A 24,243-nucleotide genomic window follows, 5' to 3' on the forward strand; every position below is an offset into this window, starting at 1 on the left:
ATCAGTCCTTGTTGCTGTCCTGGTCGTGTCCTTGGTCGGGCTGCGAGTCGAGGTTGGTGGAGGTGGACGTCTCGGTGCCGGAGCTGGTGCCGTGCTTGCCCATCTCGACCACTTGGCCCCGGTGGTCGAGGAAGACCCCGGTCTGTGTGGCCGGGTCGACCGTGACCGTGGCGAACGGCAGCTTCATCGTCGTCGGGTAGGGGGCCAGACGGCCGACTCCCCATGGGCGAGCAGCGGTGATCCGGTGCGGCTTCGTGTGGGCCACGGATTCTCCTTCGTAGGGTCGTATTCTCGCTGTGACACTCAGTGAACGACAGAGGCTGCGCTGATCGGCAGGAAAGACCGTCCTCGCGCACTCCGCGCTCAACCGGAAAAACTGACCTCTCCTTTACTCGCGCCAGGATGAGTACGGCACCCCGCCCTTACGGTGGGTCGTGTGGCGGAGGCGAACGAGAAGTTCAAGGCACGCATGCGTGAACTCGGCTTCACGCAGGAAGAGTTGGCCGAGGCGATCAACACGGCGATCGAGCAGGTCACCGGCAGGCAAGGCACCGTCTCGGTCCGCACGATCCACAATTTGGCGACGGGAAGAACCCGGTGGCCACAGGTCCGCCAACGACTGGCACTGGAGGCAGTATTCGGGTGTACGACGATCGAGCTGGGGTTCACTCCCCACGCGAGGTCTTCAGTCGAACAGCCAACGCCCGAAAGCAGTCAGCACCACAAGGAGGAGCCCGTGCTCCGCCGAACGTTCCTCACCACCGCCTCCGCCTCCGCCCTCGTGCCCATCGCTGGCTCCTCCAGCCTGTCGGGGCGCATCGGTCAGTCCGATGTGAACCGGCTCGCCGCCCAGTTCGCACTGATCATCGCCAACGACAACAAGGCAGGCGGAACCCATCAGGTCGAGGCGGCAGCGCTCGTCTGGTCGCAGCGTGTGCTGCACCTCCAGGACACACGACCCGCCTCACAGCGCGTACGCGGACAGCTTTACGGCCTCGCCGCGGCCTTCACCGGCTCCGCTCTGTGGGCCGCGATCGACGGCGGGCGGCTCGACCGGGCCCGACAGCATCTGAGCGAGGCGATCGCTCTCGCCGGCCTTTCCGGTGACTCCGCGATCCAGTTCCGCGTCTGGGGACACGCTGGGGCGTTCTACCGGCATCAAGGCCAGTACGCCAACGCCCTCGCGGCCGACGAAGCCGCGAAACGTACCCGCGCCGCCCGCGCCCCCCTCTATGCCTCTCTCGCCCACGCGCGTGCCGCCGTGCACCACGCCGATCTCCGCAACCGCCAGGCCGCCCTGCGCTCCCTCAGCGTCGCCGAGACCAATCTGGGCCGGGCCGAGACCGGGGCGCAACGCCCCGCGTGGCTGCGGTTCTACGACTCCGCCGAGTTCCACCTCCTCGCCCTCACGACCAACACCACGCTCGGCTTGTGGGAAGAGGCAGAGGCGCACGCTCACCACACGCTTGCCGAACTTCGGCCGGACCTGAAGCGCAACCGAGCCCTCACCCACGCCTACCTCGCCCACGCGCAGCTCGGCCAGCACGAGCCCGAGCTCGCCGTGTCCACGGCCAACAAGATCCCCGCCCCAGCTCGGCACGGACGCACCGCCCGGCTGCTGAACTCCTTCGGACACCGGCTCCACGCCCTCGTCCCTGACTCCCCCGCCACTCGCAAGTGGTTCGAAACGGAGCTCCTGTGAGCCTTGAGTTGCGCCGTCACACGACCGTCGAGCCCGTGCGCCGGAAGATCGTCGACATCCACGTCGAGGTCCGTCAGCGCGACTTGGGCCTCACCGGTCCCTTCTACTCCGCCGAACGCTTCGACGAGCGCCTGACAGGACACAGCTCGCTGCCCGGGTGGGAGACAGTCGTCGCGTACGACGGAGCCGAGCCCGCCGGTTTCGCGTACGCCACCCCGTTGGGCCCCGGCACTCGCTGGTGGCGAGCCATGACGACCCCACTGCCCGACGGGTACACGGAAGAGACGGGCAAGCGCACGCTCGCGCTGAACGAGATCGTGGTCCGGCGCCCGTGGCGCGGGACCGGCCTCGCCTTCCGTATCCACGAGGAACTCCTGGCCGGCAGAGAGGAGGACCGGGTCACGCTGCTGGTCAATCCGAAGGCGGGAGACGGCAAGGTCCAAACCGTCTACGAGCGCTGGGGCTACGAGAAGATCGGCGAACAGCAGCCGTTCGAGGACTCCCCGGTCTTCGCGTCGATGATGCGCGATCCGCTGCACCAGGTATGAGCTGTCAGCCAGCCTGAAGCTCCGTGACAAGCCGCTCCGCCATGCGGCGCGCGGAGGCCGAGCGAGGGTCCTCGGGGTGCGCGCCAGGCCCGAGGATCTTGGCGCACGTGAACAGTGTCATCAGTTGGCCGTCCCGGCTTTGGAAGTCGGGGTGCCGCTCCTGCCGGACGCGATCGGCCAGAGCGGGGACTGCGAGCGAACTCCCCCACAGCGAGGCAGAATCCAGACCCCGAGGGGCGTTCCCCCAATCCTCCCAGTCGAAGAGGCAGAACGTCGGCGCGGTCATGTTGGCCCAGTTCAGGTCCGCGTGGGCCGGCACCCACCGCTCAACGGTCGTGTCGAAGTCGTCCGAGAAAGCGGTACGGATGGATTTAGTGACGAGCGCCTGCGTGATGGTGACGGTGTCCGGCGTCGCGATGCGCGTCGTGCGCTGAGCCGCGAGCGCGTCCAGCGAGGCGTTGAACGCCTGCCACCAAGCGTCCGTCAGTTTCGGATCTTCACTCAACGCGTACGCCGGGCCGCAGAGCCTTCTTCGTCCGAGAGTGTCGCCTGTTACCGCAGTTGGTCGAATGCCTGGTCGGCGTCGGCTACGGCCTCGGGGTGGACGTCGTGGGCGGTTCGACCGTCGGCGATCTTCTGCCAGTTGGTCCGGGCGAGCACCCGTTGGACCGCGAGTACCTGGGCGGCTCGCAGGCGTGCCTGGATGCCTTCGCCGAGGGCGTCCGCCAGTGCCTCCTCGTCCTCGAGCTGGTACCGCGTGAGCCGTCCCGCCAGGCTCGGTGTGGTGAACACCAGTCGATGGAACGCCACCACCTCGGGATGATCGCTGAGGCCGGTGACAGGGTCGTACCGATCGAGGCCGGACCGGAAGTGCCGGTGCAGCGCCGTCACCGGCTTGATGCCGGACCTGCGGTCACGTACGACGCGTGCCGCCTCGCCCTGGTGGTCCGCAAACCGGTGCAGCACCAGGTCTTCCTTGGTGGGGAAGTATCGGAAGAGGGTCGGCTTGGAGATCTCGGCCGCCGCGGCGATGTCGTTGACGGAGACGCGGTCGAAGCCGCGCTCCAGGAACAGCGAGACGGCCGCGTCGCCGATGGCGTCGCGCGTCCGCTCCTTCTTGCGGGCCCGCAGTCCCGTCGCCTCGCTCATCTGACCAGAGTAACATTCATAACCAAGTTGCTTTTTTGACCGAGTAACGTTTTCATGGGTGGCATGAATCAGACAGACATTCCTCCTGTGCTCGTAACCGGGGCGACGGGCCGGGTCGGCCGCGTCGTCATCGACCTTCTCCTCCACGCGGGCGTGCCGGTCCGCGCTCTCACCCATCGCTCCGAGGCGGCGGCGACGCTGCCGGCGAAGGTCGAGGTCTTCACCGGCGACCTCGCTGTGCCCGAGTCGCTCGACCCGGCACTGAAGGGCGCCGGTGCGGTCTTCCTCGTCTGGACCGCCCCGCCTCAGACCGCCGCGGCAGTCGTCGAGCGGCTGGCAGCCCACGTGCGGCGGGTCGTTTTCCTCTCCTCCCCGCACCAGACGCCGCACCCCTTCTTCCAGCAGCCCAATCCCATGGCGGTGCTGCACGCCGACATCGAGCGGCTCATCGCGGCCACCGGACTCGAGTCGACGATCATCCGGCCGGGGATGTTCGCGTCGAACTCGCTGGCCTGGTGGGTGCCCGCGATCCGGGCCGGCGAGGTCGTCCGGTGGCCTTACGGCGCTGCCGCGTCGGCACCGGTCGACGACCGCGACGTCGCAGCTGTCGCGGCGCGGACGCTCTATCAGGACGGACACGTCGGAGGCGACTACGTCCTCACGGGCCCCGAGTCGCTGACCCAGGCCGCGCAGGTGGGCGTCATCGGTGACGCCCTGGGGCGCCGGATCGCATTCGAGGAGATGACGCCGGACGAGTTCCGGAGCCTGTGGGAGGGTACAGTGCCCAGCTCGGTCGTCGACATGCTGCTCGCCGCGTGGAGCGCGGCGGTCGGACAGCCCGCGTACGTCACCACTGCGGTGGCCGACATCCTCGGGACGGCGCCGCGAACGTTTCGCCAGTGGGCCGCCGACCACGCCACCGCGTTCACGGAGGGTTCGTAACCTCGTCGACCGCGACCTGCGCCCCCGGGCCGCAGCCCTCAGTCCGCCGTCGCTCCGGCCACCGTGAGCTCCGCCCTGCGTCCCGCCGGCGGCCCATCGGCGCGCACACCTGCTTGCCCACCAGTTCGTCACCTTGGAGTGGCGGATGTGAGCCACGACACGGGAACTCCGTCAGGGGGCCGGAGAGGTACAGGTGTGAGGTCCAACGATGACGACGACGGGCGTTTGCGCGAGCGGGTGCGGGGCGGGGAGCGTGAGGCGTTCTCCGAGCTGTACGAGCTGTACGCCACGGCCGTGTACCACCATGCCCTTCGGCTGACCGGTGACTGGTCGGTGGCCGAGGAGGTCATGTCCGAGACGTTTCTGGCTGCCTGGCGGGGGCGGGGGGATGTGAACGTCGAGGGTGGGTCGTTGCGGCCCTGGCTGTTCGGGATCGCCACCAACAAGGCGCGGAACGCCGATCGGGGGCTTCGGCGGCGGCTCGCCTTTCTTGCTCGGCGGACCGAAGCCGAGACGATGGACGACTTCGCCGAGGACGTCGTCGGACGGGTCGACGACGCCCGGCGGCTCGCCGAAGTGCGGCGGGTGCTCGGACGGTTGCGGCGGCACGAGCGGGAGGTCATCGCCCTGTGCGTATGGGGCGGGCTCGACTACGCGCAGGCCGCCGAGGCTCTCGGAGTGCCCGTGGGGACCGTCCGGTCGCGGCTGTCGCGGGCTCGGGCGCGGCTTCGGGAGATCGTCGAGCGCACGGAACAGCGTGCGGAACAGCGCACGGAACGGCGCACGGAACTCCGGGGGCGTCGCGGAGAGGTAGAGAGTGAGACCGCGTTCGCGGTCCTGCCCATTCAGGAGGAAGCCCGATGAACTCCACTCCGGAGGAACTCGACGAACTCGGCGAACTGGAGCGGTTGTTGCCGACCGGTCCCGTCGAGCGGGGGCTGCCGTCCGGGCGTCACTCCCATCACAAGGACGTTCTGATGCAGCTCATCGACCGCGATCGTGAACGCGAGACGAACGACGTCCGCGCTCTGCCCGTGCCCAGGCCCCGCCTGTTGTCCCGGCCCGCGCTCGTCGCCGGTGCCGTCGCCGTCGCGTTGGCCGCCGGGCTCACCGTCGGCATCGGCTCGGGGCAGCACGACGGCGGGGGTACGGCGGCTCGGCCCGGTGCGAGCAGCGCGGGCGGCAGTGGCAGTCGCAGTGCCGTCGCGACGCTCGGCCGTATCGCCGCCGTCGCCATGCGGACCGACGTCGAAGTCGTCGGCGAGAACCAGTTCGTGTACGTGCGGAGCACGACGGCCGGCAACGACGGTGGCTTCGAGGGGCCCGTCAAGCCGGGGAAGCCGCATGAGCGACAGGTGTGGTTCTCGCAGCAGGCGGGGGCCACGATCGATGTCGGGCTGATCCACGAGGACGGGGAGGACTGGCCGATCGAGGTGGGCGTGGTGGACGGGACCGATCCGAAGGACGCCGGGATTCCCGCCGGGATCGACCGGCCCACCTACGCCTGGCTCGCCTCGCTGCCCACCGATCCCGAGGCGCTGCTGAAGCTGCTCTACAAGGAGACGCCGCAGGACGAGACCCGTAAGGACCGGGGCCAGGTCGTCTTCAATGAGATCGGCAACCTCATCAGTGAGCAGATCATGCCCTCCGCCACCGCCGCCGCCTTCTACCGGGCCGCCGCGCGGATTCCCGGTGTGACCGAGCTGCCCGACGCCGTCGACGCGGCGGGACGGCACGGGATCGCCATCGCCCGTGAGGACACGTCGGACGGGACCCGTACGGAGTGGATCTTCGACCGTGCCTCCCTCGACTACCTCGGCGAACGCACCGTCTTCAGCCGGGACACCACGCGGGCCAAGGTGGGGACGGTCCTCTTCAACACCGCGGTGCTGGAGCGGGCCGTCGTCGACAAGCGGGGGCAGGAGCCCGGCGAGCGCAGGCGGGCGGGGAGGAGTTAGCCGGGGAGGAGTCAGGGGCCGTCCGGCTCCGTCCTCGGACGCCTCGGACGCCTCGCCGCCGCGCGGACGCGTTTCGTGCGGCCGTGTTCCGCCAGGAACGCCAGCACGGGGGCCGGGACGCCCGGGGTCTCGGTGAGTCTGCGTTGCAGCCAGTCCGAGGCGGCGGACAGGGTGGATGCGCTCCAGGAGTGGGCGCTGATGGCCTGATGGACGAGCGTCCACTCCTGTAGGCGGAGGGTCAGGAAGGGGTCGTCGCCGATGGCCTCCGTCAGTGGGGCCGTCCAGGTGCGCCACGTCGCGTCGTCGGTGCCGGCCCGTTCCGCCGCCCTTGCATCCAGGTGTCGGACCACCGCCGCTCGAGCCATCTGGCGGTCCGGGTCCTCGGTGAGGATGCGGCGGATCAGCGGTGCCGCTTCTGCCGCCGGGGCCGCGTCTAGGGCCCGCACGTACTCGGCGAACCTCGCGTGTTCCGGGGGTTCGGACGGGTCGGACGGGTCGGACGGGTCGGACGGGTTGGATGGGTCGGACGGTTCTGAGGTGGCGTCCAGGGAGTTCGTCATCGCCTCGCGCAACGGTTGTGGGATCGCGGTCAACGCCCCCGCGAGTCGGGGGTGTCATGCCTGCGCGTTAGCCTCGCAGACGTAAGGGATACGGGACCGACCAGGAGGCAGACAGGCATGGCGAAGCTCGCGAGGGTTGCGGACGTTCCCGGTGCGGTGATCGCCGCCGGCGGACTGGTCGGCGGGTACAGCGTGGCCCGGTGGACGAAGAAGCGGCCGCTGGGCGGGGCCGTCCTCGCCGTCGCGGGGGTCGCCGCGGCGCGGCAGTGGCAGCAGCGGGCGGGCGGGAAGACGGCCGGGGCGCTGACGGCCGTGTACGTCGCCGCCTTCGCGGGATCGCATCCGCTGGCGAAGAAGGTGGGCGCGTGGCCGGCCGTCTTCGGGGTCGCGGGTGCGGTGGCGGTCGCGTCGTGGGCGGTTGCGGACCGGAAGGGCGCCTGATCGGCCGACGTGCCTCAGCCCCGGCCCCAGCCTCAGGAGGAGTGCGGCGGGTAGGCGCCGTACGGGGACGGGGACGGGGCCGTCCCGTAACCGGGGGTCTGCGCCGGAATGGCGTAACCGGGGGTCTGGCCCGGCATCAGCGGTGCCGGTTCTCCCTGCGGAGCCGGAACCGGAACCGGGCCCGGCCCCCACTGCGGCTCGGGCCCCCACTGCGGCTCGGGTCCCCGCTGCGGCTCGGGCTCCCGCTCGCCGGCGTCCGGCTCGCGTCCGAGTGCCGACCGCAGCGTCACCCCGTACCGGCCGTTCAGCCGCCGTATCTCCCACACCGACAGGGCCGTCACCGAGAGCGGGCCGCCCAGCAGGAAGGTGTAGAGGACCAGCGGGGGTGCGGCCACGTCGGGGCCGTCGAACAGGCTCAGGACGAACAGGGACCACATCAGGAACGGTGAGAGCAGCGCGGGCAGCAGTTCGTGGACGTCGCCGACCCGGAAGCAGCAGTTGAGCGCGTGCACCGCGGCGACCAGGGTGAAGAGCGCCACCACGCCCAGGACGAGCGCGGCGATGAGCATGGCGATGACGAACACGAAGAAGGACAGCAGCCAGGCGAGGTTGCCCGCCGCCCGGATGTCGGCCCACGGGATGATCTCCGCGTGCAACAGCTTCGTCATCAACACCGCGCCGGCGGCGCACACGCCCGCGCCGAGCAGAATCGCGCCGAGCGCGGTGCCCGGCCCGGTGAGGCGCCGGACGTAGACGGCGCGGAGCGAGACGTCGGACATGCCGATGAAGACGCTCAGGGCGATCACTCCGGCGACGAGGGCGATCCCGCAGCCGATCAGCACGTCCACCAGCTTGCCCAGCAGGATGTCCTGGCCGCTCTCGGCCAGCGGATAGGCGAACAGCATCCACACCGACGCCACGCCCCCCGCCCAGGTACGACCGGACTGGAGCCGCTGGACGATCGGGTCCCCGACGCGGTCGGGACGGGACGCGGCCGCGATCGCGACGGCGGCCCTGAACGGGTTGAGCGAGGAGGGCAGCGCGGCCGACAGTCCCGTGCGCCTGGTGTTCACTGTGACGTCTCCCCCGAGTACGTGACGGTGGTTCACGTGTTCGCACGTGCCACGACGGGTCACCTTATCCGATCTTTACCCGGCGGCCGCCGACGGGCGCGGGGACGCCGGTTCCTGCCCCGACCGGAACGCCCGCCGATACCCCTGCGGGCTCGTCCCCACCACCCTGCGGAAGCGCTCCCGGAACGCCGTCGGGGAGCCGAACCCCGCCTGGGCGGCGATGCGTTCGACCGGGTACGCCGTCGACTCCAGCAGGTACTGCGCGCGCCGCACCCGGGCCCGGTGCAGCCAGCTCAGCGGCGTCGTCCCGGTCTGTTCGCGGAAGCGGCGGTTGAGGGTGCGGGTGCTCACGCCGGCCCGCTCGGCGATCCGGTCGAGCGTCAGATCGCCGCCGCAGTTGTCCTCCAGCCAGACCAGCAGGGGTTCGAGGGTCGCCCCGGCGGGCGCCGGCGACAGGTCCTGGACGATGAACTGGGCCTGGCCGCCCTCCCGTTCGAGCGGCATGACCGACATCCGGGCCGCCTGTGCGGCGACCGCCGAGCCGTAGTCGCCGCGGATCATGTGCAGACACATGTCCAGGGCCGCGGCCGCGCCCGCCGAGGTGAGGAACTGGCCGTTGTCGACGTAGAGGACGTTCGGGTCGACCACCAGCTTCGGGTAGCGCTCGGCCAGTTCCCGCGCAGCGATCCAGTGCGTGGTCACGCGCAGCCCGTCCAGCAGGCCCGTCGCGGCGAACAGGAACGCGCCGACGCAGATCGAGGCGATCCGCGTGCCGTTCGCCGCCGCGTCCCGCAGCGCCTCGGCCACACCGGGCGGCAGCTCGTCCGGCGGGCATTCCACCCCGGGCAGGACGATCGTGTCCGCCTCCGCCAGCGCCTCCAGCCCGTACGGCGCCCGCACGGTGAACGCCCCCGCGCTCACCTCCCCGGAGGCGGACGGCGAGCAGACCCGCACCCGGTACGCGGGACGGCCGTCGGGCATCCGCGCCCAGCCGAAGGCGTCGATCGGGGCGGACAGATCGAACGGGATTACCCCGTCCAGGACCAGTACGGCGACGGTGTGCATGGCAAGAGCGTAGGCATACGACGGATTACTGCCAACGTGGGCCCCGGCCGCTCACTCGCCCACACGCGCCCGCGCTCGCTCGCCGGCACTCACCCACACTCGCCCGCGCTCGCCCGCGCTCGCCCGCCGACACTTACCCAGACTCGCCCGCACTCGCCTTCAACCCAGGACACAAGCCCTGGCGAGAATCCGTTGACCTATGGCATTTCCGCCGCTTCTGCCGGATCCCCGTGCCGCCTAGCGTCGGTCCGTGACCAAGTTCCTCCTCGCCGTCCATGTCCTCGCCGCGATCATCGCCGTCGGGCCCGTCACCGTCGCCGCCAGCATGTTCCCGCCCGCCGCCCGCCGCGCCCTGGCCGCGCCCGAGGACGCGCGCGCGAGCGAGACCGTGCGGCTGCTGCACCGCATCTGCCAGGTGTACGCGGCCGTCGGCATCGCCGTCCCCGTGTTCGGGTTCGCCACTGCGGGCGCGATGGGGGTGATGGGCGACCCCTGGCTGATCGTGTCGATCGTGCTGACCGTCCTGGCGGCGGGGGTGCTGCTGGTCCTCGTCCTGCCTCGGCAGGAGGTCCTCGTCGAGAGCAGCGGCGAGGGCGACGGAGGCGGGACACGGGAGACGACCGTCCAACTCGCCATGTTCACCGGGGTGTTCAACCTGCTGTGGGCGACCGTGACGATCCTGATGATCGTCCGGCCGGGGTCGACCACCGGCGCGTAGGACCGGTCCGGGACGCGCCCACCCGCGCGCGGACTTTTCGTTATCCCCGCGCCCCGCGCCCGTCTCCCGGTCATGCACCTGACTCGACCTCGACAGAACGGCGTCGGCACGGGCGTCAGCCGCCGGAGCATGCTGAAGGCCGCGGGCGTCGCGGCCGGAGCCGCCGGCCTCGGCTACACCGCGGCTCCGACCGCCACCGCCGCCGGCTACGCCCACCCCGGCCTCCTGCACACCGGCGCCGACCTGGCCCGGATGGCCGCCAAGGTGAAGGCCGGCGCCGCGCCCTACACCGCCGGCTACGCCAAGCTGACCGCCAACCGGCATGCGCAGAGCGGCTGGACGGCCAACCCGCAGGCGACCGTGTACCGGGGCTCGGGCTCGCCCCAGAACTACACGATCCTCTACAACGACCTGCACGCCGCCTATCAGAACGGCCTGCGCTTCCACGTCAGCGGTGAGAGCCGGTACGCCGACACGGCCGTCGCGATCCTCAACGCCTGGTCGGCGACACTCACCTCGCTCGCGGGCTCGGCCGACCGGTTCCTCGCGGCCGGGCTGTACGGCTACCAGGCCGCCAACGCGGCCGAACTCGTCCGCGACCGGCCCGACTTCGAGCTCGAACGCTTCCAGAAGCTGCTGACCACCGTCTTCTCGCCGCTCAGCGAGAGCTTCCTCGTGAAGCACAACGACGCCGTGGTCACCAACTACTGGCCCAACTGGGACCTGACCGCCATGGCCTGCGTCCTCGCCACCGGCATCTTCTGCGACGACAGCGCCAAGGTGGAGCAGGCCGTCGAGTACTTCAAGAGCGGCTCCGGGCTGGGCGCCGTCAAGAACGCCATCCCCGTCGTGCACGACGACGGCCTCGCCGAGTGGCTGGAGGCCGGCCGCGACCAGGGCCACGCGCTGCTCGGCGTCGGTCTCATGGGCACCTTCTGCGAGATGGCCTGGAACCAGGGCATCGACCTCTACGGCTACGACGACAGCCGCTTCCTCAAGGGCGCCCAGTACGTGGCCAAGTGGAGTCTCGGCGGTGAGGTGGCCTACACCGCCAACACCCGTAAGAAGGGCGCGATCGGGGGCTGGTCGGGCAGCGAGACCGCCTCCGCCGCGGCCGCCGTCGACCCCGCGATGACCCGGCCGATCTGGGCGATGATCTCCAACCACTACACCAAGCGCCGGGGACTCTCCGCCCCCTACCTCACCCGCATCGCCGCCAAGGCTGCCCCCGAGGGCGGCGGCGGGGACTACGGCCCCAACAGCGGCGGCTTCGACCAACTCGGCTTCGGCACACTGGCGTTCACCCGGGACGCCGGGGACGCCAAGAACACCGAGGACGCCAAGGACACGGGGAACGCCGGGAACGCCGGGAACACCGGGACCACCGAGGGCAAGGGGACGACGGCCGGCTCTACGCCCACTGCCTCCGCCGCGCCCACCACCTCCGCCACCGCGCCCTCCGCCGACGCGAGCCCCGCCACCGGCCTGTCCGCCGCCGGGAAGAGCGGCGACCTCGCTTCCACCGGCTCCACCGACCTCGTCGCCTGGACCGCGACCACCGGCCTCACCGCCCTGGCCGGCGGCCTGCTGTTGCTGCGCCGCCGCGCACGGACCCGGGACACCGCCGAGTAGAAGACCCCCGAGGGCCCTACGCGCCTACGCCCCCAGCCACCGCGCCACGGTGTAGATCAGCAGCCCCGCCAGCGAGCCCACCACCGTGCCGTTGATCCGGATGAACTGCAGGTCACGGCCGATGTTGGCCTCGATCTTGCGGGTGGTGTGCTCCGCGTCCCAGCTCGCGACCGTGTCGGTGATCAGGGAGGTGATCTCCTTCCGGTACGTCGTGACGACGTGCACCGCCGCGCCCTCGACCCAGCTGTCGACCTTGTCCTGGACCTTGCGCTCGGTCGCCATCCGCGCGCCCAGCGACAGCAGGGAGGCCCGCACGCGCAGGCGCAGCTCACTGCGCTCGTCCTCCGCCGCCGCGACGATCATGGAGCGGACGGCGGTCCAGACGGACGCGATCAGGTCCTGGACCTCGCCCCGGCCCAGGACCTCGCCCTTGAGCCGCTCCACCCGCGCGCGGGTCTCCGTGTCGGACTGCAGGTCGGAGGCGAAGTCGGTGAGGAAGCGGTCGAGGGCGCCGCGGGCCGGGTGGGTGGGCATGTCCCGCATCTCGGCGCAGAAGCGCAGCAGCTCCTTGTAGACGCGCTCGCCGACCTTCTTGTCGACGAACCGCGGGGTCCAGCCGGGCGCGCCGCCCTGCACCGCGTCCATCACCGAGTCGGCGTGCAGCACCAGCCAGTCGTGCGCCCGCGTCACCACCAGGTCCACCGCCCGCCGATGGCCGCCGTCCGCGACGATCCGCTCCAGCAGCTTCCCGATGCCCGGCGCGATCTCCTGGGCGTCGGCGCGCCGTGTGATGGCCTCCCCGACGACCGCCTGGACGTCGGAGTCGCGCAGCACCGTCAGCGCGCCCCGCAGCGCCGTCGCCAGCTCCGCCGTCACCCGGTCGGCGTGCTCCGGCTCCGCCAGCCAGGCGCCCAGCCGGGTGCCGATGCCGACCGCGCGCAGCCGCTGCCGTACGACGTCCTCGGAGAGGAAGTTCTCGCCGACGAACTCGCCCAGCGAGACGCCCAGCTGGTCCTTCTTGTTCGGGATGATCGCCGTGTGCGGGATGGGCAGGCCGAGCGGGTGACGGAACAGCGCGGTGACCGCGAACCAGTCGGCGAGCGCACCGACCATGCCCGCCTCCGCGGCCGCCGCCACATAGCCCGCCCAGGCGCCCGCGCCATGGTGGGAGGCCACCTCGGCCAGCACGTACACCACGGCCACGAAGAGCAGCAGCCCGGCCGCGGTGAGCTTCATCCGGCGCACCCCGCGCTGCTTCTCCTCGTCGGCGGGGGTGAAGGAGGTCATGGCCTTGTAGGACGGCTTCCTGCCCGGCGCCCCGTCCGCCGCCGCTGATGCTGCCGCTTCGGTTCGTTCCATTTGCTCCACCCGTTCGGTGATCCCGCGCACATTGTCCCTTCCTGACCGACTCCCGGAACGAATCAAGAGTTCCCGGCGTCTGTCAGGGGGTGACCGTCAAGCACCAGGGCTATGCCCTCCTGTCGGCGATCGTCGCCCTTGTCGTGGCCCTTTCCGCGGCCATATACGTCGGGGCCCTGTACGTCGGGGCCGCCACCGATCACGGTCCGGGGCACCGCCGGAGCGCGGACACGGCCGCCGGGGGCCCCGGCCGGGCCGCTCCCGTCTCGACCGGTGTCTGGGCCGGCAGCTGGGCCGCCGCGCCCGTCGGCGGCGAACCGGGCACCGAGGCCGACGGCATGGCGGGCCGCACGGTCCGCAACGTCGTGCACACCAGCGTCGGCGGGGCAAGCGCCCGGGTCACCCTGTCGAACCTCTACGGCACCCGCCCGCTGACCGTCAGCCACGCCACGCTCGCCGTCGCGGCCGCCGAGAACAGCGCGGCTGCCGACCCCGAGCGGCTGCGCCGGCTCACCTTCGGCGGCGCCACGACCGTCGTCGTCCCGGCCGGCGAGCAGGCCGTCAGCGACACCGTGACCGTCGCCGTCCCGGCCGACGCCGACGTCCTGGTCAGCACCTACTCCCCCACCTCCGCCGGCCCGGTCACCTACCACCCCAACACCCGGCAGACCAGCTACGCCGCCGTCGGCGAGGCCACCGAGGACATCACCGGCGCCGCGTTCACCACGACCAGCACGCACTGGCGCTACCTGACCGCGCTGGACGTCCTCGGCAACGAGGCCGACGGCACCGTCGTCGCGTTCGGCGACTCCATCACCGACGGCGTCACCTCCACCGTCGACGAGAACCGCCGCTGGCCGGACGTCCTCGCCGACCGACTGCGCACCACCGCCGACGCCCAGGGGGACGCGCCCCGCTACGGCGTCGTCAACGCCGGCATCAGCGGCAACCAGGTCCTCGTCGACGACGACGCCCGCGGCGCCAGCGGCCTGAACCGCTTCGAACGCGACGTCCTCGACCGGGCGAACGTGAAGGTCGTCGTCATCGACCTCGGCGTCAACGACATCCTGCGCAGCCGGACCCTCGCCGACCCGCAGCGCATCGTGGACGGACTGCGCACCCTCGTCGACCGCGCCCACGCCCGCGGCGTCGAGGTCGTCGGCGCCACCCTCACGCCGTTCCGCGGCCACGCCCGCTACACCGACGGCCGGGAGGGCGTCCGGCAGCAGATCAACCGGGCGATCCGGACCGGCGATCTGTTCGACGAGGTCGTCGACTTCGACAAGGCCCTGCGCGACCCGTACGACCCGCGCAGCTTCCGCTCCGAGTACGACTCCGGCGACCATCTGCACCCCAGCGACCGGGGCTACCGCAAGATGGCGCAGACCGTCGACCTGGCCGAGCTGACGGGGTCCGCGCCCGCCCGGCTGTAAGGCGGAGGGGACCGAGGAGGAGCTGCGGGACTCAGTCCTCGCCGGAGCGCAGCTCGCGCTTGGCCGCCTTGCGCTCCAGCTTCTCCTGCCGCCGGGCGGCCCGCGTCTTCTTGCGCTCGACGCCGACCCCGCCCCAGAACGCGAACCCGGTGACGATCACCCGCGGCGCCCCCGGATCCCCCACGACACCGCTCTCCCCCTGGTCGAAGCCGCCCATCACGCCGATGCCGCGGACCGCCACCTCGACGCCCGGCGGCACGGTGATCTGCATCCCGCCCATGATCGCGACGCAGTTGATCACGACCTCGTCGGCGGCGAAGTCCGCCTCGCGCAGGTCGATCTCGCCGCCGCCCCAGAAGGCAAAGCAGTTGAAGCGCCGCGGGACCGTCCAGCGGCCCTTGCGCTGGAAACCGGACAGCACGGCCACGCCCCAGGTCGACGAACCCTCGCCGCCCACCACCCGCCCGGCCCAACTCCCGTCCGTCACCGGCTCCTTGCGCAGCGAGTGGACCGGCGGGGGCGCGACTCCGGCGACCGGCAGGTCCCGGGTGATCGGCGCCAACTCCCCGTAGGTGCGCGCCTTGTACGTCTGATCCAGGCGTTCCTCGAACTCCGCCATGTCGAGACGACCCTCCGCGAGGGCGTCCCGCAGGACCTCGGAGACCCGCTCACGATCGGCGTCGGAGGCACGAAGGTCCGGAGGGCCCGGCACTGCGTCGTCGCTCATGTCAGCAGCCTACGATTTCCCGGGCCCGGGCACTACGGTCGACCGCCCGGCCGCCGGCCCGTCGGGCCGGCGCTCCGCGTACATCTTCGCGATCACCGCCTCGATGTCCGGCTCCCGCACCGACAGGTCCACCAGGGGATACTCGGCCGCGATCCGGGCGACGAGCGGCGCCGCCGAATCCGACGCCGGGAACGCCAGCCACTGACGCGGACCGTCCACCTTCACCACCCGCGCCGCCTCCCCCACGTCGATCGGCGGCAGTTCCCGCTCCAGGTCCACCACCAGCGTCCGCTCGCTGTCGCCCGCCTCGTGCAGCCCGGCCAGCGCGCCGTCGTAGACCAGCCGGCCGTGGTCGATGACCATCACCCGGGAGCAGAGCTGTTCGATGTCCTGGAGGTCGTGCGTGGTGAGCAGCACCGTCGTGCCGCGCTCGGCGTTCAGCTCCCGCAGGAACTCCCGCACCCGCGCCTTGGAGACGACGTCCAGACCGATCGTCGGCTCGTCGAGGTACAGCACCTCGGGATCGTGCAGCAGGGCCGCCGCGATGTCGCCGCGCATCCGCTGACCGAGCGAGAGCTGACGGACCGGGACGTCCAACAGGGCTCCGAGATCGAGGAGTTCGACCAGGCTGTCGAGGTTCTCCCGGTAACGGGCCTCCGGGATGCGGTACATGCGGTGCATCAGCCGGTAGGAGTCGATCAGGGGCAGATCCCACCACAGGGTCGTGCGCTGCCCGAACACCACCCCGATGCGATGCGCCAGGCGCGTCCGCTCGCGGGAGGGGTCGATGCCGGCCACCCGCAGCCGGCCGCCGCTCGGGGTCAGGATCCCCGTCAGCATCTTGATAGTCGTCGACTTCCCGGCGCCGTTCGGACCGATGTAGCCGACCATCTCACCGCGCGCCACGGTGAAGGAGATCGCGTCGACCGCCCGCACCTGCCGCCGCTCCCGCTTCAGGAAGCCGGTCTTCTTCCGCACGTCGAAGACCTTCTCGACGCGGTCCAGCTCGATGAAGGCGTCCGTGACGTCCGTACCGTCCGTGGCGGCCGCCGTGTCCATGGTGTCCCTGCTGCCCATCGTGGCTAACTCCCCGTACTCCGATACGACCTGAGCCCCGTCCGCCAAGCCAGTCCCGCCGCCGCACAGCACACGGCCGCCACCAGCGGCGGAGTGAACGCCGCCCACTCCGGCAGCCCCAGCGGGTACGGCCGCCCCAACACATAGGCGGCAGGCACCCAGTTGACGAAAGCCAGCGGAAACACGAAGGTCACCCCCCGCACCAGCTCCTTGCCGAACACCGTCGGCGGATACTGCAACAGCGTCTGGCCGCCGTACGTGAACGCCGACTGCACCTCGGACGCGTCCTGCGCCACGAACTGGAAGGCCGCGCCCGCCACCAGCACCGCGGAGAAGATCACCCCGCCGCAGACCAGCGTCACCGGCACCAGCAGCGCCTTCACCGGCGTCCACGCCACGTCCATCGTCACCAGCGCATAGCCCAGCACCAGAGCGCCCTGCATGATCCGGCTGACGCGGCGCAACGCGAACCGGTCCGCCGCGACCTGGGCCAGCAGCGGCGCCGGCCGCACCAGCAGCGTGTCCAGCGTGCCGTCACGCACGCGCGTGCCCAGCCGGCCCGCCGACCCGATCGCCAGGTCCGCCAGCCCGAACGACATCGCCGACAGCCCGTACAGAAACGCGATCTCGGGCAGCGTGTACCCGCCGAGCGTGTCCACCTGCGAGAACATCAGCAAGATCGCGACAAAGTCCAGACCGGTCACCAACAGCCCGCCCACCACGGTCATCACGAAGGACACCCGGTAGGTCAACGTCGACCGGATCCACATCCCGGCGATCAGCCGATACGCCCGCAACCCCTCCGCCAGGCGTCCGCTCTCACCCACCCTGGACCACCACCCGCCGCGTCGCCGCCCCCTGCAGCACCCGCCCCGCCGCCAGCAGCACCACCGCCCACACCGCCTGGAACGCGAACGCGGGCAGCGGATCGACCTCGCCCATCAGCACATCGGCCGGCATCTGCAGCAGCGCCGCCCACGGCAGCGACGCCACGATGTCCCCGTACGGCTGCGGAAACGCGTTCAGCGGCAGTGCCATCCCCGAACAGAACATGCCCGTCACCATCAACACCTGCAGCGCGCCCGTGCCGTCCAGCAGCCAGAACCCGCTCAACGCCACCAGGAACCGGATCCCGTAACTGACCAGCATCGCGAGCGCGACCGCCACCAGGAACGCCAGCCAGGTCACCGGATCGTCCGGCAGCGCCGTGGGAAAGAACAGCGCCCCGAACACGAACGGGATCACCCCGCGCCCCAGCAACTGGAACAACGCCCGCCCGACGTCGCTCGCCAGCCACCACACCTGAAGATCGGCGGGCCGGTACAGGTCGATGGCGATCTCACCCGTGCGGATGCGCGCCATGAGGTCGGCCTCGAAGCCGCCGCCCTGTATCGCCAGCGTCGCGTACAGCGCCTGCCCCAGCCACACATAGGTGACCGCCTGCGCCTGGTCGTAGCCCCCCAGGTGCGGCCGCTCGTCCCACAACGCCAGGTATGTGTAGACGAGGATCAGGCCGAAAACGGTGTTCGTGAACACCCCGGCGGCCGTGGCCACCCGGTACGTCGCGTACCTTCTGAAACCCCCCGCCGCGACGGCCGCGTACAACCGCGCCGATCCCAAGGCAACCGTCCCTCCTCGCCCACTGGGCACCCCCCTGGCGCCCGCACGACACCGAAGCGCAGGAGCCTAGTGCGCCGGTCCGGCCGCGTGCCACGCGTTTTCCGCGCAACACGCGCCGATTGTCGGGAACGGAACGCTTGGTGCGAGAGTCTTCAAGAGGGGGCGCAGAACGCGTACGAGAAGTATGGGAACGAACCACGACGTACGGAAACGTACGGTGCGAAACAGGAGTCCGAGCAACACATGAGTGACGAGCCACAGCCGCAGCAGCCGACCGAGGGCTCAGCACCCGGAAAGCCGGAGGCCGGTGACGGGGGGAGCACCGCAGTGGGAAAGCGACCGCGACGCACCGGCTGGCGCCGGCTCCTGCCCACCTGGCGCATGGTGCTCGGCATGTTCGTCCTCGGCGCCGCCCTGCTCGTCGGCCTGTTCTTCCTCGGCTACTCGATGGTCAAGATCCCGCCGGCCAACGCGCTCGCCACCAAGCAGTCCAACGTCTACCTCTACGCCGACGGCAGCGAGATCGCCCGCGACGGCACCGTCAACCGCGAGAACGTCGACCTCGCGCAGATCTCCAAGGACGCCCAGCACGCCGTCCTGGCCGCCGAGGACCGCGACTTCTACACCGAGTCCGCGATCGATCCCAAGGCGATGCTCCGGGCCGGCTGGAACACCGCCACCGGCAAGGGCAAGCAGTCCGGCTCCACGATCACCCAGCAGTACGTGAAGAACTACTACCTCGCGCAGGAGCAGACCGTCACCCGCAAGGTGAAGGAGTTCTTCATCTCGATCAAGCTGGACCGCGAGACGTCCAAGGACGACATCCTCGAGGGCTACCTCAACACCAGCTACTTCGGCCGCAACGCCTACGGCATGCAGGCCGCCGCCAAGGCCTACTACGGCGTCGACGCCTCGAAGCTCACCCCCGCCCAGGGCGCCTACCTCGCCGCGCTCGTCAACGCGCCCAGCGAGTACGACATCATCGCCCACCCCGAGAACAAGGCGGCCGCCGAGGCCCGCTGGAACTACGTCCTCGACGGCATGGTCACCAAGGGCTGGCTCAGCCAGGCCAAGCGCACCGGCATGACGTTCCCGACGGTCAAGGAGACCTCCGGCGCCGACACCGGCATGTCCGGGCAGCGCGGCTACCTCGTCACGGCGATCAAGGACTACCTGAAGAACAACAAGATCGTCACCTCGGACGAGCTGGAGGCGGGCGGCTACCGCATCACCACCACCCTGGAGAAGTCCAAGCAGGACGCCTTCGTCGACGCCGTCAACGACCAGCTCATGTCCAAGCTGGACACCAAGAAGCGCAAGGTCGACTCGTACGTCCGCGCGGGCGGCGCCGCCGTCGACCCCAAGACCGGCAAGATCCTCGCCATGTACGGCGGCATCGACTACGTCAAGCAGTACACCAACAACGCCACCCGCCAGGACTTCCAGGTCGGCTCCACCTTCAAGCCGTTCGTCTTCACCTCGGCCGTCGAGAACGACTCCACCACCCAGGACAACCGCCAGATCACCCCCAACACGATCTACGACGGCACCAACAAGCGTCCCGTGCAGGGCTGGAGCGGCGGCACGTACGCCCCCGAGAACGAGGACTACGTCAACTACGGCGACATCAGCGTGCGCACCGCCACCGACAAGTCCGTGAACTCGGTGTACGCGCAGATGGCCGTCGACGTCGGCCCCGCGAAGGTCAAGCAGACCGCGATCGAGCTCGGCCTGCCGACCGACACCCCCGAACTCCAGCCCTACCCCTCCATCGCCCTCGGCACGGCCAACGCCAGCGTCCTGGACATGGCCCAGGCGTACGCGACCCTCGCCAACCACGGCAAGCACGGCACGTACACGATGATCGAGAAGGTCACCAAGGACGGCTCCGACGTGCTGGAGCTGCCCGAGCAGAAGGCCTCCCAGGTCGTCAGCCGCGAGGCCGCCGACACCACCACCGCCATCCTGCGCAGCGTCGTCCAGCAGGGCACCGCCACCGAGGCCCTGGCCGCCGGCCGCCCCGCCGCCGGCAAGACCGGCACCGCCGAGGAGGACCAGGCCGCCTGGTTCGCCGGCTACACCCCCGACCTCGCCACCGTCGTCGCGGTCATGGGCCAGGACCCGGAGACCGCCCACCACAAGTCCCTCAAGGGCGTCATGGGCCTGGACCGCATCAACGGCGGCGGCGCACCCACCCAGATCTGGGCCCAGTTCACCAAGAAGGCCCTGAAGGGCACCCCCGCCACCGACTTCAACCTCCAGATCCAGGAGGGCGGCGAGGAGTCCGCCTACCCCTCCGCCCCGGCCACCGACGAGGCCAGCGCCGGCCCGGACGACAGCGCCACGACCGGCGCCGAGACCGCCCAGGGCCAGACGCAGGGCCAGGGCCAGACCCCGGGCACGACCACCGGCACCACCAACGCCGGCACCACCGCGGGCAACACCTCCGCCGGAACGACCACCGAAGGCAGCACGACCGACGGCAGCACCTCCACCGGCACCACCGCAGGCGACACCAGCGCAGGCACCACCACCGAAGGCAGCACGACCGAGGGCAACACCTCCACCGGCACCACCGTCGGCGCCTCGGGAGGCACCCCGGGCGGCGACAGCACGGGAACGACGACGGGCGCGAGCCCCTAGCGATCCTGGAGGACCTGCCGGGTCGCCGGGTTGCCAGGTCAGTGCCCGCCGGTCGCCTTGAGCCCCACCACGGCGACCAGCAGCAGACACACGAAGAAGATCCGGGCGGCGGTCGCCGGCTCCCCCAGCACCACCATGCCGAGCACCGCCGCCCCGGCCGCCCCGATCCCCACCCACACGCCATAGGCGGTGCCGATGGGGAGGGTCTTGGCGGCGTGCGACAGCAGGACCATGCTGGCGACGATGCCCGCGCCGGTGAACAGACTGGGGACGAGCCGGGTGAACCCGTCCGTGTACTTCATCCCGATCGACCAGCCGACCTCGAGCAGACCGGCGACGACAAGCAGAACCCAGGCCATGACAGGCACCTCCGAGACACGAACTCCATCAGGGGTGCGTCGTCTTTGCGGCGCCGGCAGGTCCTGGCAGACCGGCCTGCTGCATCCCGGTACGGCGCGTCTCGTCGGGCTCCTTCGAATGTAGCAAAGAAACGACAAAAAAGGGCCGGTGACGATGGTCACCGGCCCTGACGACCACAGATTTACAGATACAACCCGGTGGTGTCCTCGGACCCCTCGAACCGGTCCGCCGCCACCGCATGCAGATCGCGCTCCCGCATCAGCACGTACGCGACACCCCGCACCTCGACCTCCGCACGGTCCTCGGGGTCGTACAACACCCGATCCCCCGGCTCCACCGTCCGGACGTTCTGCCCCACCGCGACGACCGCCGCCCACGCCAGCCGACGACCGACGGCCGCGGTGGCGGGAATCAGGATGCCGCCACCGGAACGCCGCTCGCCCTCACCGGCCTCCTGCCGCACGAGCACACGGTCGTGCAGCATCCGGATGGGCAGCTTGTCGTGCTGGGAACTGGGGTCGATTCTGTTGGCGCTCACAGCACTGAACCTACCTGCCCGAAGCGGAAACGTATGCGCGAGGTCAGCCCTTGCGTCGACGGGCGCCGAGCGCAAGCAGACCGACCACCCCGACGACCACCAGCGCGACCGGCACGACACGCTCCAGCCGCGGCGCGCCCTCTTCGTCCACGAACTGCGCCCGCACCTCACTCACCACCCGGTTGACCTGGACATAGGCCTTCCCCAGGGTGTGATCGACATTGGCGACGACCTTCGCCTTCGCATCCCCGACGATGGTCTTCGGATGCACCCGCACCCCGATCTCGTCCAGCGTCTCCGCCAGCACGTCGCGGCGGGCCCTGATGTCCGCCTCGATCTGCGCCGGGGTTCTGGTGTCCGACGTCTCCGCCACGGTCTCGGCCTCCGAAGGTCAGATGCTGCGTTTTGCTGCTGCTCCGGACAGTCTGTCAGTTCTTCCGTGCGCCGCACTGTCAGGACCCCCCGTCAGGGCCTGTCCGGCGGATCAAGTCGGAGGAAGGCAACGGCGACTCATCAACACACGTGAGCGGGGGCTGGTGCGCTCAACTGCAAGGCGGAGGAGGGCGTCGACGCGGAGCGTCGGCAACCGACGACAACGCCGCAGGTGGGCGTGCCAGCCCCTGCGTCTCCGGCATGATCCGCCGGACAGGCCCTAGGCTGGACCGATGAGCGAGCGACTCGAGCCTGGGGACGTGGCCCCCGCCTTCACCCTGTCCGACGCCGACGGCAACCAGGTGTCCCTGTCGGACCACAAGGGCCGCAAGGTCATCGTCTACTTCTACCCGGCCGCCCTGACCCCCGGCTGCACGAAGCAGGCCTGCGACTTCACGGACAACCTGGACCTCCTGGCCGGCGCCGGGTACGACGTCATCGGCATCTCCCCGGACACCCCCGAGAAACTGGGCAAGTTCCGCGAGAAGGAGTCCCTCAGGGTCACCCTCCTGGCCGACCCCGACAAGACCGCGCTGGACGCGTACGGCGCGTTCGGCGAGAAGAAGAACTACGGCAAGACGTACATGGGCGTCATCCGCTCCACGATCGTCGTGGACGAGGAGGGCAAGGTCGAACGAGCCCTGTACAACGTCCGGGCGACGGGCCACGTAGCAAAGATCATCAAGGACCTGGGCGTCTGAGGTCCCCTCTTCCCTTCTGCGGCCTGTGCCGGGGGTGACCCCCGCCACAGGCCGCTTTCACGTTCCGGGCGTGACTGTCCGATAAACGGTTCGTTACTCCGTACGGGCCGCGAACGGACGGCCGGAAAACGGAGGGGGTTTCGATGGGCGCGAGCGCGTACACGAGAGAGCGGCTGGAGGAGGCGGCCCGGGGGGCTCGGACGTTGTCGGAGGCGCTGGGGAGGCTGGGGGTGGAGCCGGGGAGTTCGACGCGGCGGTACATCTTCAAGCGCATGAAAAAGCTCGGGGTGGATGTCTCGCACTTCGAGCGGGAGGGGGTGAGGTGGACGCGGGATGTGCTTCAGGAGGCGGTCTCGGCGTCTACGAACATGTGCGAGGTGCTGCGGCATCTTGGGCTCGAGGTGGTCGGCGGTCATCACACGCACATCAGCCGCCGGATCAAGGCGTACGGAATCGACGTCTCACATTTCCGCGTGCCTACGCAGCGGGGCAAGGTCTGGCGCCCCCGAACGCCGGAGGCTCTGCTTGTCGAGCAACCGGTCGACCATGCGCGACGCATCCCGAGTGATCGGCTCAGGTGGGCACTGACGACCACCGGCATGACGGAGCGCTGTGCCATGTGCGGCATGAACGCGGTCTGGCGGGGCCACCCACTCCCCCTGGAGGTCGACCACATCAACGGCAACTGGCGCGACAACCGCATCGAGAACCTGCGGTTCCTGTGCCCCAACTGCCACTCCACGACAGACAGTTACCGTGGACGCGGCGAGGGCAGGGCGTCATGAGCAGTGGCGTGCAGTACACCCGGGAACGGCTGGCCGAGGCCGCCGCACAGTGTTCCAGCATCGAGGAGGTCATCGTCTTCTTCGGCACCCGGCCGTACGCCAAGCTCGATCGCTACCTCACCCGGCGGTTTGCTCACTTCGGCATCGACATCTCGCACTTCAAACCCCGTGGCGGGCGGTGCCCCACACGCGACGAGTTGCGAGCGGCAGTCACCGAATCGATGTCCATCGCAGAGGTGCTACGCCGCCTGGAACTCCCGGACAACGGCAGGCAGCGCGCACTGTTGCGTCAGTGGGTCGCTGAGGAAGGTCTCAAGACTGGCCACTTCCTGGGACAAGCTCACCAACGAGGGAAGGCTCGACCTGACCTTTTGAGGCACCCGGAAGACGTGCTGGTACAGCACGACGGTAAGCGCCGAACCAGAACCTACTTGCTTCGCCGAGCGCTGCGCGAAGTCGGCGTACCAAAGGTTTGTGCCGACTGCGGGGTCGGCCCCGAGTGGCTCGGTAAGCCCATGACGTTGGAGGTCGATCACATCAACGGGGACTGGAGCGACGACCGGCGGGAGAACCTGCGGTTGCTGTGCCCCAACTGTCACGCCATCACGGACACCTGGTGCAGAGGGGGCGGACGCAGACCGACCTAGCCCAGTAAAGTAGGCCGCAGCACTGGCGCCCGTACGCCAATGGCGAGCGGCAACTTTTAGGTAGTTGTGTCTGTCGGTTCGAATCCGACCGGGCGTACAAGAAAATCAGGCCCCGCACCTTCGATTCAAAGGT

Annotated in this window: 26 protein-coding genes, 1 tRNA gene and 1 pseudogene; 14 read left to right on the plus strand and 14 right to left on the minus strand. The window is 70.2% G+C overall.

Annotated elements, in window-relative coordinates; genetic code table 11:
- Window position 1: 1 nt before the first annotated feature.
- Window positions 2–265 (minus strand): putative ATP-grasp-modified RiPP, encoded by a 264-nt coding sequence (gene tgmA, locus ABZ725_RS27245; RefSeq protein ID WP_358805183.1) that lies wholly within the window; start codon window positions 263–265, stop codon window positions 2–4.
- Between the two features lie 171 nt (window positions 266–436).
- Between tgmA and ABZ725_RS27250 the strand changes: the two genes are divergently transcribed.
- Window positions 437–1,702 (plus strand): helix-turn-helix transcriptional regulator, encoded by a 1,266-nt coding sequence (locus ABZ725_RS27250; RefSeq protein WP_358805184.1) that lies wholly within the window; start codon window positions 437–439, stop codon window positions 1,700–1,702.
- Window positions 1,699–2,250: an N-acetyltransferase gene (locus tag ABZ725_RS27255; RefSeq protein ID WP_358805185.1), complete on the plus strand. Its 552-nt coding sequence runs from the start codon at window positions 1,699–1,701 to the stop codon at window positions 2,248–2,250. The genes ABZ725_RS27250 and ABZ725_RS27255 overlap by 4 nt, the downstream gene beginning before the upstream one ends.
- A gap of 4 nt (window positions 2,251–2,254) precedes the next feature.
- Here ABZ725_RS27255 and ABZ725_RS27260 read toward each other — a convergent pair.
- Window positions 2,255–2,755: pseudogene (locus tag ABZ725_RS27260) on the minus strand (hypothetical protein); the annotation flags it as partial.
- 47 nt (window positions 2,756–2,802) lie between these two features.
- Window positions 2,803–3,399 carry a TetR family transcriptional regulator gene (locus tag ABZ725_RS27265; RefSeq protein ID WP_358805186.1) on the minus strand — a complete coding sequence of 199 codons (597 nt, stop codon included), beginning with the start codon at window positions 3,397–3,399 and terminating at the stop codon, window positions 2,803–2,805.
- Window positions 3,400–3,462: 63 nt separating this feature from the next.
- On the opposite strand from ABZ725_RS27265, the gene ABZ725_RS27270 reads away from it, so the two are divergent.
- The 3 genes from ABZ725_RS27270 to ABZ725_RS27280 all read left to right on the plus strand — a co-directional run bounded on the left by ABZ725_RS27270 (window position 3,463) and on the right by ABZ725_RS27280 (window position 6,299).
- Window positions 3,463–4,341 carry an NAD(P)H-binding protein gene (locus ABZ725_RS27270; RefSeq protein ID WP_358805187.1) on the plus strand — a complete coding sequence of 293 codons (879 nt, stop codon included), beginning with the start codon at window positions 3,463–3,465 and terminating at the stop codon, window positions 4,339–4,341.
- Between the two features lie 225 nt (window positions 4,342–4,566).
- Window positions 4,567–5,205 carry an RNA polymerase sigma factor gene (locus tag ABZ725_RS27275; protein WP_358805311.1) on the plus strand — a complete coding sequence of 213 codons (639 nt, stop codon included), beginning with the start codon at window positions 4,567–4,569 and terminating at the stop codon, window positions 5,203–5,205.
- Window positions 5,202–6,299, plus strand: coding sequence for a CU044_5270 family protein (locus tag ABZ725_RS27280; protein ID WP_358805188.1), 1,098 nt, complete (start codon window positions 5,202–5,204; stop codon window positions 6,297–6,299). The genes ABZ725_RS27275 and ABZ725_RS27280 overlap by 4 nt, the downstream gene beginning before the upstream one ends.
- An 11-nt stretch (window positions 6,300–6,310) precedes the next feature.
- Here the strand turns inward: ABZ725_RS27280 and ABZ725_RS27285 are convergent, their stop codons facing one another.
- Window positions 6,311–6,859 carry a hypothetical protein gene (locus ABZ725_RS27285; protein WP_358805189.1) on the minus strand — a complete coding sequence of 183 codons (549 nt, stop codon included), beginning with the start codon at window positions 6,857–6,859 and terminating at the stop codon, window positions 6,311–6,313.
- Window positions 6,860–6,976: 117 nt separating this feature from the next.
- On the opposite strand from ABZ725_RS27285, the gene ABZ725_RS27290 reads away from it, so the two are divergent.
- Entirely contained in the window at window positions 6,977–7,300 is a 324-nt protein-coding gene (locus ABZ725_RS27290; protein WP_358805190.1) for a hypothetical protein, read from the plus strand.
- Window positions 7,301–7,332: 32 nt separating this feature from the next.
- Here ABZ725_RS27290 and ABZ725_RS27295 read toward each other — a convergent pair whose 3' ends face one another.
- Window positions 7,333–8,373: a hypothetical protein gene (locus ABZ725_RS27295; RefSeq protein ID WP_358805191.1), complete on the minus strand. Its 1,041-nt coding sequence runs from the start codon at window positions 8,371–8,373 to the stop codon at window positions 7,333–7,335.
- Between the two features lie 75 nt (window positions 8,374–8,448).
- Entirely contained in the window at window positions 8,449–9,438 is a 990-nt protein-coding gene (locus tag ABZ725_RS27300) for a helix-turn-helix domain-containing protein (RefSeq protein WP_358805192.1), read from the minus strand.
- A gap of 250 nt (window positions 9,439–9,688) precedes the next feature.
- Here ABZ725_RS27300 and ABZ725_RS27305 point away from each other — a divergent pair, with 250 nt between their 5' ends.
- Window positions 9,689–10,156 (plus strand): DUF2269 family protein, encoded by a 468-nt coding sequence (locus tag ABZ725_RS27305; RefSeq protein WP_358805193.1) that lies wholly within the window; start codon window positions 9,689–9,691, stop codon window positions 10,154–10,156.
- 72 nt (window positions 10,157–10,228) lie between these two features.
- Window positions 10,229–11,788 carry an alginate lyase family protein gene (locus ABZ725_RS27310; protein ID WP_358805194.1) on the plus strand — a complete coding sequence of 520 codons (1,560 nt, stop codon included), beginning with the start codon at window positions 10,229–10,231 and terminating at the stop codon, window positions 11,786–11,788.
- A 24-nt stretch (window positions 11,789–11,812) separates the two neighbouring features.
- On the opposite strand, the gene ABZ725_RS27315 is transcribed toward ABZ725_RS27310, so the two are convergent.
- Window positions 11,813–13,177: a DUF445 domain-containing protein gene (locus tag ABZ725_RS27315; protein WP_358805195.1), complete on the minus strand. Its 1,365-nt coding sequence runs from the start codon at window positions 13,175–13,177 to the stop codon at window positions 11,813–11,815.
- Window positions 13,178–13,236: 59 nt separating this feature from the next.
- On the opposite strand from ABZ725_RS27315, the gene ABZ725_RS27320 reads away from it, so the two are divergent.
- Window positions 13,237–14,580 carry an SGNH/GDSL hydrolase family protein gene (locus ABZ725_RS27320; RefSeq protein WP_358805196.1) on the plus strand — a complete coding sequence of 448 codons (1,344 nt, stop codon included), beginning with the start codon at window positions 13,237–13,239 and terminating at the stop codon, window positions 14,578–14,580.
- A 31-nt stretch (window positions 14,581–14,611) separates the two neighbouring features.
- Here ABZ725_RS27320 and ABZ725_RS27325 read toward each other — a convergent pair whose 3' ends face one another.
- From ABZ725_RS27325 to ABZ725_RS27340, 4 genes are read right to left on the minus strand one after another with little or no spacing between them, the layout of a single operon-like run.
- Window positions 14,612–15,307: a DUF1707 domain-containing protein gene (locus ABZ725_RS27325; RefSeq protein WP_358805197.1), complete on the minus strand. Its 696-nt coding sequence runs from the start codon at window positions 15,305–15,307 to the stop codon at window positions 14,612–14,614.
- 9 nt (window positions 15,308–15,316) lie between these two features.
- The gene (locus tag ABZ725_RS27330) at window positions 15,317–16,366 is read right to left on the minus strand and encodes an ABC transporter ATP-binding protein (RefSeq protein ID WP_358805312.1); all 1,050 of its coding nucleotides are present in this window, start codon (window positions 16,364–16,366) and stop codon (window positions 15,317–15,319) included.
- 23 nt (window positions 16,367–16,389) lie between these two features.
- Window positions 16,390–17,211: an ABC transporter permease gene (locus ABZ725_RS27335; protein ID WP_358805198.1), complete on the minus strand. Its 822-nt coding sequence runs from the start codon at window positions 17,209–17,211 to the stop codon at window positions 16,390–16,392.
- On the minus strand, window positions 17,204–18,004 hold the full coding sequence (locus ABZ725_RS27340; RefSeq protein ID WP_358805199.1) for an ABC-2 family transporter protein: 801 nt from the start codon (window positions 18,002–18,004) through the stop codon (window positions 17,204–17,206). The genes ABZ725_RS27335 and ABZ725_RS27340 overlap by 8 nt, the downstream gene beginning before the upstream one ends.
- A gap of 243 nt (window positions 18,005–18,247) precedes the next feature.
- On the opposite strand from ABZ725_RS27340, the gene ABZ725_RS27345 reads away from it, so the two are divergent.
- Window positions 18,248–20,647 carry a transglycosylase domain-containing protein gene (locus ABZ725_RS27345; protein ID WP_358805200.1) on the plus strand — a complete coding sequence of 800 codons (2,400 nt, stop codon included), beginning with the start codon at window positions 18,248–18,250 and terminating at the stop codon, window positions 20,645–20,647.
- 38 nt (window positions 20,648–20,685) lie between these two features.
- Here ABZ725_RS27345 and ABZ725_RS27350 read toward each other — a convergent pair whose 3' ends face one another.
- The 3 genes from ABZ725_RS27350 to ABZ725_RS27360 form a co-directional block, all read right to left on the minus strand.
- Window positions 20,686–21,006 (minus strand): SMR family transporter, encoded by a 321-nt coding sequence (locus tag ABZ725_RS27350; protein WP_351911741.1) that lies wholly within the window; start codon window positions 21,004–21,006, stop codon window positions 20,686–20,688.
- Window positions 21,007–21,188: 182 nt separating this feature from the next.
- Window positions 21,189–21,545 (minus strand): co-chaperone GroES, encoded by a 357-nt coding sequence (locus ABZ725_RS27355; protein ID WP_351911742.1) that lies wholly within the window; start codon window positions 21,543–21,545, stop codon window positions 21,189–21,191.
- A gap of 43 nt (window positions 21,546–21,588) precedes the next feature.
- Entirely contained in the window at window positions 21,589–21,918 is a 330-nt protein-coding gene (locus ABZ725_RS27360) for a DUF3618 domain-containing protein (protein WP_358805201.1), read from the minus strand.
- Window positions 21,919–22,210: 292 nt separating this feature from the next.
- Here ABZ725_RS27360 and bcp point away from each other — a divergent pair, with 292 nt between their 5' ends.
- The 4 genes from bcp to ABZ725_RS27380 all read left to right on the plus strand — a co-directional run bounded on the left by bcp (window position 22,211) and on the right by ABZ725_RS27380 (window position 24,207).
- Window positions 22,211–22,678 carry a thioredoxin-dependent thiol peroxidase gene (bcp, locus tag ABZ725_RS27365; protein ID WP_358805202.1) on the plus strand — a complete coding sequence of 156 codons (468 nt, stop codon included), beginning with the start codon at window positions 22,211–22,213 and terminating at the stop codon, window positions 22,676–22,678.
- Window positions 22,679–22,821: 143 nt separating this feature from the next.
- Complete coding sequence (locus ABZ725_RS27370; protein ID WP_358805203.1) at window positions 22,822–23,463, plus strand: HNH endonuclease signature motif containing protein; 642 nt, start codon at window positions 22,822–22,824, stop codon at window positions 23,461–23,463.
- On the plus strand, window positions 23,460–24,110 hold the full coding sequence (locus tag ABZ725_RS27375) for an HNH endonuclease (protein ID WP_358805204.1): 651 nt from the start codon (window positions 23,460–23,462) through the stop codon (window positions 24,108–24,110). Before ABZ725_RS27370 ends, ABZ725_RS27375 begins: the two co-directional genes overlap by 4 nt.
- Before the next feature lie 25 nt (window positions 24,111–24,135).
- A tRNA-Leu gene (locus tag ABZ725_RS27380) sits at window positions 24,136–24,207 on the plus strand.
- Window positions 24,208–24,243 lie beyond the last annotated feature (36 nt).

Source organism: Streptomyces sp. NPDC006872, assembly GCF_040635845.1.
Classification (GTDB): Bacteria; Actinomycetota; Actinomycetes; order Streptomycetales; family Streptomycetaceae; genus Streptomyces.

What these genes read in the sequence shown, in the direction of transcription:
- ABZ725_RS27310 (WP_358805194.1), top strand. Translation starts at nt 10,229, where the DNA reads ATGCACCTGACTCGACCTCGACAGAACGGCGTCGGCACGGGCGTCAGC.
- ABZ725_RS27375 (WP_358805204.1), top strand. Translation starts at nt 23,460, where the DNA reads ATGAGCAGTGGCGTGCAGTACACCCGGGAACGGCTGGCCGAGGCCGCC.
- ABZ725_RS27325 (WP_358805197.1), bottom strand. Translation starts at nt 15,307, where the DNA reads ATGAGCGACGACGCAGTGCCGGGCCCTCCGGACCTTCGTGCCTCCGAC.
- ABZ725_RS27300 (WP_358805192.1), bottom strand. Translation starts at nt 9,438, where the DNA reads ATGCACACCGTCGCCGTACTGGTCCTGGACGGGGTAATCCCGTTCGAT.
- ABZ725_RS27370 (WP_358805203.1), top strand. Translation starts at nt 22,822, where the DNA reads ATGGGCGCGAGCGCGTACACGAGAGAGCGGCTGGAGGAGGCGGCCCGG.
- ABZ725_RS27270 (WP_358805187.1), top strand. Translation starts at nt 3,463, where the DNA reads ATGAATCAGACAGACATTCCTCCTGTGCTCGTAACCGGGGCGACGGGC.
- ABZ725_RS27280 (WP_358805188.1), top strand. Translation starts at nt 5,202, where the DNA reads ATGAACTCCACTCCGGAGGAACTCGACGAACTCGGCGAACTGGAGCGG.
- ABZ725_RS27290 (WP_358805190.1), top strand. Translation starts at nt 6,977, where the DNA reads ATGGCGAAGCTCGCGAGGGTTGCGGACGTTCCCGGTGCGGTGATCGCC.
- ABZ725_RS27330 (WP_358805312.1), bottom strand. Translation starts at nt 16,366, where the DNA reads ATGGACACGGCGGCCGCCACGGACGGTACGGACGTCACGGACGCCTTC.
- ABZ725_RS27285 (WP_358805189.1), bottom strand. Translation starts at nt 6,859, where the DNA reads ATGACGAACTCCCTGGACGCCACCTCAGAACCGTCCGACCCATCCAAC.
- ABZ725_RS27265 (WP_358805186.1), bottom strand. Translation starts at nt 3,399, where the DNA reads ATGAGCGAGGCGACGGGACTGCGGGCCCGCAAGAAGGAGCGGACGCGC.
- ABZ725_RS27350 (WP_351911741.1), bottom strand. Translation starts at nt 21,006, where the DNA reads ATGGCCTGGGTTCTGCTTGTCGTCGCCGGTCTGCTCGAGGTCGGCTGG.
- ABZ725_RS27345 (WP_358805200.1), top strand. Translation starts at nt 18,248, where the DNA reads ATGAGTGACGAGCCACAGCCGCAGCAGCCGACCGAGGGCTCAGCACCC.
- bcp (WP_358805202.1), top strand. Translation starts at nt 22,211, where the DNA reads ATGAGCGAGCGACTCGAGCCTGGGGACGTGGCCCCCGCCTTCACCCTG.